Source organism: Allobosea sp. P2_A10, assembly GCF_056405115.1.
In genome coordinates, this window is record NZ_JBFUCS010000023.1 from 1 (window position 1) to 10,411 (window position 10,411).

Annotated in this window: 8 protein-coding genes; 1 reads left to right on the plus strand and 7 read right to left on the minus strand. The window is 65.9% G+C overall.

Annotated elements, in window-relative coordinates:
* From AC1DZY_RS23380 to AC1DZY_RS23410, 7 genes are all read right to left on the minus strand, one after another.
* Positions 1–1,055: HAMP domain-containing protein (locus tag AC1DZY_RS23380; RefSeq protein WP_476822560.1), on the minus strand; the 1,055-nt coding region annotated here is incomplete at its 3' end.
* 412 nt (positions 1,056–1,467) lie between these two features.
* Positions 1,468–2,328, minus strand: a complete 861-nt coding sequence (locus tag AC1DZY_RS23385) for a hydroxymethylglutaryl-CoA lyase (protein ID WP_476822561.1) — start codon at positions 2,326–2,328, stop codon at positions 1,468–1,470.
* A gap of 1 nt (position 2,329) precedes the next feature.
* A complete protein-coding gene (locus AC1DZY_RS23390) occupies positions 2,330–3,034 on the minus strand; it encodes an ABC transporter ATP-binding protein (RefSeq protein WP_476822590.1) in 705 nt (234 codons plus the stop codon).
* 2 nt (positions 3,035–3,036) lie between these two features.
* Complete coding sequence (locus tag AC1DZY_RS23395; protein ID WP_476822562.1) at positions 3,037–4,854, minus strand: branched-chain amino acid ABC transporter ATP-binding protein/permease; 1,818 nt, start codon at positions 4,852–4,854, stop codon at positions 3,037–3,039.
* A complete protein-coding gene (locus tag AC1DZY_RS23400; protein ID WP_476822563.1) occupies positions 4,854–5,771 on the minus strand; it encodes a branched-chain amino acid ABC transporter permease in 918 nt (305 codons plus the stop codon). The genes AC1DZY_RS23395 and AC1DZY_RS23400 overlap by 1 nt, the downstream gene beginning before the upstream one ends.
* A gap of 187 nt (positions 5,772–5,958) precedes the next feature.
* Positions 5,959–7,161, minus strand: a complete 1,203-nt coding sequence (locus AC1DZY_RS23405; protein WP_476822564.1) for an ABC transporter substrate-binding protein — start codon at positions 7,159–7,161, stop codon at positions 5,959–5,961.
* A gap of 77 nt (positions 7,162–7,238) precedes the next feature.
* A complete protein-coding gene (locus AC1DZY_RS23410; protein WP_476822565.1) occupies positions 7,239–8,558 on the minus strand; it encodes a hydroxymethylglutaryl-CoA reductase, degradative in 1,320 nt (439 codons plus the stop codon).
* 144 nt (positions 8,559–8,702) lie between these two features.
* Between AC1DZY_RS23410 and AC1DZY_RS23415 the strand changes: the two genes are divergently transcribed.
* Positions 8,703–10,091 (plus strand): aminotransferase-like domain-containing protein, encoded by a 1,389-nt coding sequence (locus AC1DZY_RS23415; protein ID WP_476822566.1) that lies wholly within the window; start codon positions 8,703–8,705, stop codon positions 10,089–10,091.
* Positions 10,092–10,411 lie beyond the last annotated feature (320 nt).

Consider the following 10,411-nt stretch of genomic DNA (forward strand, 5'->3'; position numbering starts at 1 on the left):
CGTCTCGACGTCTCGACGCGATGGGTCAGATCGCCATCGGCGACCGCCTGCAGCGCGGCGGCAAACTCGCTCGTCGCCGAATCCACCACCGCATTAATCTCGTTGATCCCCGCAACCAGCTTCTGCATCTGCTCGTCGGCATGCTCGATCTGCAAACGCGCCGAGAAATCGCCGGCGGCCGCGGCCGTGACGACGTCGCCGACGTCGGACACCACGGACTCCATCGACTGCGCTCGCGCCAGGCGCGCGGCGGCCTGAACCCGTTCCTGCTCCTGAAGTTGCGCGACCTGTTCCGTGCTCTGGCGCAGCACCGAGACGGCGCGGGCCATGGCGCCGATCTCGTCCTGGCGGCCGACATGGGGCACATCGATCGCGGTCTCGCCGGCGGTCAGGCGCTCCATCACGCCGCCGAGGTCGAGGATCGGCCTGGTGATCGAGCGCTGCGCGAAGAGCAGCGCCGCAGCAAGCGAGGCCAGCAGCGCCGCCAGCAGGACGACGGGGAGGATCACCTGCACCTGGGCGGTGAAGGCCGCGGCTTCTTCGCCGAGCGCATTGCCGACCTCTTCGTTGCGCTTGCTGAAACTTACCAGCAGGTCGTTCAGCGCCTTCCGGTTCTCGCGGTTCAGATCGTTGTTGCCCTGCGCGTTCGCCGCCGAGGTCGAAACCTCCCGGCCGAGCCGGACAGTCTCGGAACGGAACGTGATGAAGCTGGCGATCGCCTTCTCGATCTGGCCGGCACGCTCGTTTGCCGGCGCGAGCCTGTTCAGCTCGGCCACCAGCTTGCGGAGCGTCGGAAACCGGCCTTCGACTCCCTTGGCGAAAGGCTCGGCTTCCTTGGCGTCCTTCGACATGTAGATGCCACGCGCATCCATGACCACGCCGATGACCTGCGCATTGATCCGCTCGGTCAGCAATGCGATGTCGCCCTGGAGACTGGAGCGCTGGTTCAGGTCGCTCGCCTTCGACAGGGCATAGAGGCTCAAAGCTGCCGAGATGATCGCGCCTGCGGCGATGATCGCCAGCATCGCCAGAATCTTCATGCGAATGGATTTCATCGTACTGGCCTCTGGGGCGGCAAGGTGGCTATGCGCGAGGCAGAGCCGGCTCGCCGGCCGATCTTGAAACGGTTTCAGGCATCGTCATCGCCGGCTCGCCGCCCACTCTCCGTCAAATAGAGCAATGCAACTTCAGCGAGCATTTCTGCGCGCGATTTCACCGACAATATGAAGATCATTGTCCGAAAGGCGTTAATTTACGATTTAGACTGCGCTGCATCGCCGTAGGGTCAAATTGAACCGCTCGCATGCAAGGGAGCGTCACGGTCTATTTCAATCATACGCTCGCGAACGATCGAGAATTTGTCGATTTCAAGCGTAGATAAATGAAATAATTCTCGATCCAGCAAACCTACGTTCGGTATTGAGTAATACTGGTGTTATTTCCATGTGATAAAGTCATTTATTCGGATCAGATGCCGCGTGTCAGCGTCCTGATTCCTTCGGCGACTGGACGCAGGCGCGCGAGCTCTACTCCAGTCTCGACACCCTGCCTTTCGAAATGGGCGACGAGCGTCTCCGTGGCGAGATTGCCGGCTGCGCCTGGCGCGTAAGGGCAGCCGCCGAGACCACCTACCGCGCCGTCGAAGACGGTCACGCCCAGCGCCCAGGCGGCGGCGACGTTCTCGATGGCGCGGCCATTCGTATCGTGAAAGTGCCCGGCGAGTTGCGGGGCCCGTGCGACGCCAAGCACAGCCTCGACCATGCGTGCGGTCCGCTCCGGCGTGCCGCGACCCAGCGTGTCGGACAAAGCGATCTCATCGCAGCCGATGGCGAGCAGGCGCGCGGTCACCGCCGCCACGGCGGCAGGCGCGATTTCCCCTTCATAGGGGCAGTCGAGAGCGCAGGAGACATAGCCGCGCACCGGAACGCCGGCGCGCCGAGCCAGCGCCATCACCGGCCCGAAGCGTGCGATGCCCTCGGTGATGCTGCAATTGGTGTTGCTGCGCGAAAAGCTTTCCGAGGCGGCGGTGAAGACGGCCAGCGCCTGCGCACCTGCGACCAACGCTGCTTCGGCCCCCTTTTCGTTGGGAACGAGCGCGGAATAGACCACGCCGGGTCGTGGCGTCAGCCCCGCCATGACCTCGGCGTGATCGGCCATTTGCGGCACCCAGCGGACGGAGACGAAAGCGGTCGTCTCGATCCGGCGCAGACCGGCATCGGCGAGCTCTTCGATGAGCGCGAGCTTGTCTGCGGTCGCGATCGGGGTCTTCTCGTTCTGGAGGCCGTCGCGCGGGCCGACCTCGACGATGCTGACGCTTTGCCGGGTCATCTCACGCGCCGAGATAGGCCGAACGGACGCGCTCGTCGCGCAAAAGCTCCGCGCCGGTACCCTCGAGCGTGATCGTGCCGGTCTCGATGACATAGGCGCGGTCGGCGACGCCGAGCGCGAGATTGGCCATCTGCTCGACCAGCAGGATCGTCATGCCTTCCGCACGCAGGCGACGGATCACGGCGAAGACCTCGCGCACGATCAGCGGGGCGAGGCCCAGCGAGGGCTCGTCGAGCAGCAGCAGTTTCGGCCGGCTCATCAAGGCGCGGGCGATCGCGAGCATCTGCTGTTCGCCACCCGACAGCGTGCCGGCCTGCTGGTCGCGCCGCTCGGCGAGGCGCGGGAAAATGGCGAAATATTTCGCGATATCGGCTTCGATGCCTGCGTCGTCATCGCGGGCATAGGCCCCGAGCATCAGATTGTCGCGCACGCTCTGGTCGCCGAAGACGAGGCGGCCTTCCGGCGAATGGCCGATGCCGAGCCGAACGCAGTCATGCGGGCGAATGCCGGCGAGCGGCCGACCTTCGAAGGCGATCGCACCGGCGGCCGGCTTCACCAGCCCGGCGATGGCGCGCATCAGGGTCGATTTGCCGGCGCCGTTGCCGCCGATCAGCGTGACGATTTCGCCCGCAGCGACACGCAGCGAGATGCCCTTGAGGGCTTCGACCGCGCCATAGCGGACTTTCAGCCCGTCGATCTGGAGCAGGCTCATGCCACCTCCGCCGCTGGCATGTCAGCCAGATCCTCGGTTCCGAGATAGGCCGCGATGACGCGCGGATCCCGGCGGATCGCATCGGGCGCGCCCTCCGCGATCAGCGCGCCATAGTCGAGCACCAGCACATGCTGCGAGATGCCCATGACGAGGTCCATATGATGCTCGATCAGCAGCACGGTGATGCCGGCCGACTGGATGCGGGTGATGACGTCACCGAGTTCATGGGTCTCCTGCGGATTGAGCCCGGCGGCGGGCTCGTCGAGCAGCAGCAGCTTTGGTCGCGAGGCCAGTGCACGGGCGATTTCGAGCCGGCGCTGCAGGCCATAGGGCAGGCTCTTGGCCGGCTCGAAGGCGCGTTCGCCGAGGCCGAGTTCGTGAAGCAGCGCCAGCGCCTGGTCGCGGGCGGCGGCTTCAGCGCTGCGGCTTGCGGGCAGGCCCAGCAGCGCGGGGACGAACGCGCTCTTCACGTGGAGATGCGCGCCGAGCAGCACATTGTCGAGCGCCGAGAGATCGCCGAACAGTTTCAGGTTCTGGAAGGTCCGGGCGATACCCAGCCCCGCGACTGCATGCGCCGATAGACCGGCGATCTCGCTGCCCCGGAAGCTGATGCTGCCGCCATCGGGCGCGACATGGCCCGAGAGCAGGTTGAGCAGGGTCGTCTTGCCGGCGCCGTTGGGCCCGATCAGGGCATGGACCTTGCCGGTACCGATGGTGAAGCCGACATGGTTGACCGGGACGATGCCGCCATAGGCCTTGTAGAGATCGCCGACGACCAGAAGCGGCGCGCCGGCCTGCGCCGCCGCATGGACTGAGAGCACCGAGGAGGACGTCGCCGAAGGTGCGGGTGGCACAGTTGGCGAACTGCCGCGTCGGGCAAGGCTTGCCAGCGCGCCGGCAATACCGTTGGGCATCAGATACAGTGAGAACAGCAGGAGCGCGCCATAGCTGAAATGCTGGAGCGCCGGCCAGCGCGCGAGCCAGGCGTCGAGCAGGGTCAGGATCACCGAGCCGAGCAGCGGCCCGTAGATCGAACCCGACCCGCCGAAGATCACCACGACGAGGAAGAAGATCGACAGGTTGAAGGTGACGAAGTCGGAGTTGAAGTACTGGTTCTGCTGGGCGACGATTGCGCCAGCCAGCGCGCAGGTCACCGCGGAGATGACAAAGGCGAGCGTCTTGAAGCGCGCCACCGAAATGCCCACCGATTGCGCGGCGGGCTCGGCAAGCTGCACCGCCAGGAAGGCCCGGCCATAGCGCCCGGCGAGCAATGCGCGCAGCATCAGATGAATGGCGATACACAGCGCGCTGACGAACCAGACCCAGTGCAGATTGGTGAAGCTGTGTCCAAACAGCGTGGGCGCGCCGATGCCGTACAGCCCGGCCTGACCCTTGAAGATGTCGGTCCACTCCGTGACGATCTTCTCGACGACGATGCCAAAGCCGATCGTCACCATGGCCAGGCTCGGGCCGGAGACCCTGACCGAGGGCATGGCGATAACCAGCCCGAACAATGCCCCGAAACCGCAAGCCAGCAGCAGCGAAAGCCAGGGATTGATCCCCCATTCGACGCTGGCGATCGCTGCCGTATAGGCCCCGACCGCGAAGAGGCCGGCATGGCCGAGCGATTTCTGGCCGGCATAGCCGACGAGCACGTTCAGGCCCGAGGCGGCGAGATAGTTGACGCCGATCGTGAACAGGATCTGGAGGTGGAAGTCGTTCAGCGACAACACCGGCAGCAGCGCGAGCGCAGCAATGAGCGCGGCCAGGCCGAGCGCGTGGGCAAGGGCCATCGAGCGGCGGGGACCCGGCATCAGATCTTCTCCACGCTGCGCGCGCCGAGCAGGCCGCCGGGCCTGAGCACCAGCACGATGATGATCAGCAGGAAGATGGTGATCTCGCGCATCTCGGCGCGCCACAGCCCGACCAGCGCCTCGATCAGCCCGAGCAGAAAGCCGCCGAGCACGCAGCCGCGCGGATTGGTCAAGCCGCCGACGATCGCGGCCGAAAACGCCTTCAGCGCCACGCCAAGCCCGATGAAGACCGAGGCCGTGGTGATCGGCGCAATCAGAATGCCGGCCAGCCCCGCCAGCGCCGACGAGATGACGAAAGCGATGATGACGATCTTCTCGACGTTGATGCCGACGATCGCCGCCGCTTGCGGGTTATAGGCGACGGCGCGCAGCGCCTTGCCGAAGCGGGTCTTGCGGATGACGATGTCGAGCCCGATCATGACCGCGATGGCGACGACGGCGATCAGCACCTCCTGGGGCCTGATGCCGGCGCCTGCGATGCGCCAAACCTCGTTGCCGAGCGGCGAGGGCACCGCAATCGAGGCCGGACCCCAGATCGCGAGCGCCGTATTCTGCATGATGATGCCGAAGCCGATGGTGCTCAAAACCCAGTTCAGGCCGCCCGCGCCGACGAAGGGCTTAATCGCGCAGTAGTAGAGCAGGATGCCGATCGCCCCGACTACGGCGACGCTCGCCAGCGTCGCCAGGCCGTAGCTGAACAGCGTCATCTCGGAGGGTGCGAGATTGCCCCAATGCGGCTTGCCGGCGGCCAGCAGCAGGAGCGAAACTCCGACGAGGCTGCCCGGAACGAGGAAGGCGCCCTGGCCGAAATTGAAGGTCTTCGTCGTGGCGTAGGTGATGTTGAAGCCGAGCGCGATCAGCCCGTAGATCGCGCCCAGCGCCAGCCCGCTCGCCAGAGCCTGGAGAATTGCCGTCATCTCGTCTCCACGCCTTCGGGCGGGTTAGTTTGCGTCTTCAAGCTCTCCGTCATTCCGGGCGAGCGAAGCGGAGACCCGGAATCCATCATAGTGCTCGTCGACGCCCTATGATGGATCCCGGATCAGCGCCGCTGCGCGGCTTGTCCGGGATGACGCGGTGTTTCCGTTGCGCGTTCTCGAATGCCTGTCAGCGCTTCAGATCGGCTGCGGTCAGGCCCTTCACCACCTCGTTGTCGAGCTTGACGACGCGGCCGTCCTTCCACTGCGCGAGGTGGAAATCGGCGACGCCGAGCGCCTCATGCTGCTCCTTCGAGAACGGCTTGTCATAGGCCTTGATGATGCCCTGCACCGGGCCGAGGCTTTCGAGCGCCTGCTGGACCTTGTCGCCGTCGGTGCCCTTGGCCTGGGCGATGGCGGCTGCGATCAGCATGACCGCATCGTAGCCCTGCGCGGCCGAGACGAAGGCCGGCATGTTCGGGTATTTGGCGATCAGGCGCTTGTGCAGCGCGATGGCGCGGTCGCTGGCATCCTCCGTCGTCGAGGCGGCGAAGATCGTCTTCTCCGAGAGCTTTGCGCCGGCAATGTTGACCAGCGGCGTATTGATCGAGCCCCAGGTCGAGAGCAGGCCGGGATAGTAGTCCATCTTCTCCATGCTCTTCAGCACCTGGGCGGTCGCGTCGGCGAGCGAGCCGGTGATGATCATGTCGGCGCCAGCCGCCTTCAGCTTGGCGAGCTGCGAGGTCATGTCGGTGTCCTTGGGGCCGAATTTCTCGACGCCGACCGGCTTCACGCCATGAAGTGCGAGGATTTCCAGCAGATCCTTGGTCGCCGCCTGGCCGTAGCCGGTGGTGTCGGCGATGACGGCGATGTTCTTCGTCTTCGAGGCCTTCACCGCATAGGCGGTCAGCAAGGCGAGCTGCTCGCGATCAACCATCGAGACGCGGAAGATATAGTTCTGCGGCTCCTTGGCGTAACGGGCGGTGATGTCGGTGGCGGTCGCGACATGGGAGACGACCGGCACCTTCTTCTGCTGCGGGATGTGCAGCCAGGCGAGCGCATTGCCGGAATTGGTCGGGCCGACGACGGCGGCGACCTTCTCGTTGTCGATCAGCTCGTTCATGTTCTGGATCGACTTGGGCGGAGACGCCGCGTCGTCGCGCACGATCCCGACGAGCTTGCGGCCGAGTACGCCGCCCTTGGCGTTGATGTCCTCGATCGCGGCCTGAAAGCCGTAGAGGCCCGACAGGCCGAGTTCGGCCGCGCCCGAAGCAGACTGATCGGCATTATAGCCGATCTTGATCTCGTTTTGCGCGAAAGCAGGCGCGGCGAGGCCAAGGCTCGTGGTCACGAGGAGAGCGCCAAGCGAGCGGCGCGAAAGCAATGTGGTCATGGTGTTCCTCCGGGTGTGATCCGCGTTTCTCGCGGTTTTTGCGTCGTGGTTGCTGGTCGAAAGGTTTGGTCTCGGCGTCAGCTTTTCCGGCGTTCGGCCAGAAGTTCGCGGGCGCGGTCGACGCGGACGTCGTGCGTGCGGGCAAGTTCGGCGGCGATCGCCTCGATCTCGGCGCCCTCGGCACCGGCGACGATGGCGATGTTGCGGGCGTGCAGCGCCATATGGCCGCGCTGGATGCCTTCGGTGGCGAGCGCGCGCAGCGCCGCCATGTTCTGCGCAAGGCCGACGGCGACCGTGACCTCGGCCAGTTCCTGCGCCGTCTCGACGCCCATCAGCCGCAGCGACCATTGCGCCAACGGATGCGTCTTGGTCGCGCCGCCGACGAGACCGAGCGCCATCGGCATCTCGATCGAGCCGACGAGTTCGTTTTCGTTCGAGACCTCCCAGGTCGTCAGCGAGGTGTAGCGCCCGCTGCGGGCGGCGTAGGCGTGCGCGCCGGCCTCGATCGCGCGCCAGTCATTGCCGGTGGCAACCACGACGGGGTCGATGCCGTTCATGATGCCCTTGTTGTGGGTGGTGGCGCGGTAGGGGTCGATAGCCGCGAAGGTGTAGGCGTCGAGCATGCCGTCGATCATGCGCCGGCCCGAATATTCAGGCGTCGCGAGCGCAGCCTCGGGCACGCGCACCGTGGCGCGGGCGAGCCTGAGATCGGCGAGGTTGGAGAGGATGCGCAGCCTGACCGTGCCGCCAGTGACGCGTTCGACGATCGGCGCGACCGTCTCGGCCATGGTGTTGACGGTGTTGGCGCCCATCGCGTCGCGCACGTCGACCAGCAGGTGCATGACCACGATCGGCCCGCGCGGCGTCTGCGGGAACACATGAACCTCGATGTCGCGGCAGCCGCCACCGAGCGAGACCAGCACCTTGTCGCGGGCGTTGGCGGCTTTGACGATCTCGTCGCGCGCCGCCAGCAACTTCTGGCGCGCGCCTTCCGGATCGGAGATGCCGACGAGCTGCACCTGCGCGCGCATGATCGGCAGGGTGCTCGAGGTCCGGAAGCCGCCATGGCTGCGCGCGATCCGGGCCATGTAAGAGGCGGCCGCGACGACGGAAGGCTCCTCCACCGCCATCGGGATCAGGTAGTCCTTGCCGTTGATGGTGAAGTTGGTGGCGACGCCGAGCGGCAGCTCGAAGGTCCCGACGACGTTCTCGATCATGCCGTTGGCGAGATTGAGGGGCAACGCGCCAGGCGCTGCGAGCAGCGCGCGGTCGCTGGCCGGGAGGCCCGCCGCGGCGACGGCCATGTCGAGCCGCTCCAGGCAGGAGAGATTGCGATAGTTCTCGATGCGCGAGTTCACGATGCGCGCGATGGGCTCGCGCGCCTTGGCCGTCGTCATGGTGCTTCCTCCGCCCGCCAGCGCGGGCTTTTGCCTGCTTGTTGGTTGACAGGCTCAGGCAATCGCAGGACAGCGACAAGGGACAATTGGCCGTACGATTGGAATCTCTGTACCAGTCAATTCACTGGTACAGTGGAGGGCTCCATGGAGCAGAAGCTGGAAGCGGGTCGAACCGGGCGCATCGTCGCGCGGATCGAGCGGTCGATCGAGGAGGGGCTGCTCCAGCCAGGTCGGCGCATGCCCTCGCTGCGGGCGGCGGCCCTGGAATACGGCGTCTCGAAGAACACCATGGTCGAGGCCTATGACCGGCTGGTGGCGCTCGGTCGGCTTGAAGCGCGGCGCGGCGCCGGCTTCTACGTCCGCGCGCCCGGCCGCAACGCCATCGAGGCCCCTCCCGCCCATATGGCTGAGGCGATCGATATCGTCTCGCTGCTCCGGGAACAGCTGCGCCAGACCCATCCGGTGCGCGTCGGCGATGGCAGGCCGCCGGCGTCATGGACCGAGGATTCCGAGCTCGGACGGCATCTGCGCGTCAAATCCGGCAAAAGCGGCCTGCCGATCGAGCACGGTTATGGCGACCCGCTCGGTTATGGCCCGTTGCGGGCGCAGATCGGTCTGATTTTGGCGGAGCGCTCGATCCAGGTCTCGCCCGACCAGATCCTGCTGACCTTCGGCGCCAATCACGGGCTCGACCTGATCATCCGGCACTTGCTGCAGCCGGGAGACACCGTCCTGGTCGACAGCCCGGGCTACTACCCGCTGTTCGGCAAGCTCAGGCTGGCGCGCGTCGAGGTCGTCGGCGTCAGGCGGCTCGCCGACGGGCCCGATCTCGACGATCTGTCAGTGCAGATCGCGCGGCACGCGCCAAAGGCCTTCTTCACGCAGTCGGTCGCGCATAATCCCACCGGCGGGTCGATCGCGCTGCCGGTGGCGCACCGCCTGCTCCAGATCGCCGCGAAACACGATCTCTTCGTCGTCGAGGACGATGTTTTCGCCGACGCCGTGCCGTCTTCGCTGCCGAGGCTGGCGGCGCTCGACCAGCTCGAACGCGTGATCTATCTCGGCACCTTCTCGAAGACGCTCTCGGCCAGCCTGCGGATCGGCTATGTCGCGGCAAGTCCCGGCGTCAGCCGGGCCCTGACCGACATGAAGATGCTGACCGTGGTCAACAGCTCCGGCTATCTCGAGCGTATGGTCAGCGACCTGATCGCAAGCGGCCAGTACCGGCATCACCTACGGCGCCTGCGCGAGCGCATCGGCAAGGCGACGGCGCGCGCGCTTGGCAATCTGGAGCGGCTGGGACTACCGGTCTTCACCGCCCCGACCGGCGGTTATTATCTCTGGGCGGAGTTCCCGCCGGATTTCGACGATCTCGACCTGGCCCGCCAGGCCTCCGAGCAAGGTATCTTCATCGCGCCAGGCACCGTCTTTTTCCCCGAGCGCCAGCAGGCCCGGCCAGGCATGCGCGTCAATGTCGCCTATGCCGACGATCCCGTCCTGATCAGGTTCCTGCAAGGCGTTCTGGCGCGCTAGCGCAACCGCGCCTCGCAACTGGAGGTCGGGGTGCCCAGTTCGCCAATGTTTACCATGTCTTAAATTGTCGCCTCGACTCGTCCCGGTCTCCCCCGAACGGGGGATTACCCGGTAAAACGGCCCCGGTATAAATCCTTTACGTTTCGTTAAGGGTTTTGCGTCGATGGGCCTGGACGAGAACATAGCGCCGCCGGCGCACAGCGTGGGCAAGCGGTGGAGCAATCCGCTCCCGCATCGCCGCGCCTCCGGCCATCGCCATGGTTCTTGAGCGCTACAAACGACGTCGGCGCGGGCGCCGGCATGACCCAGCGCTTGGCCCA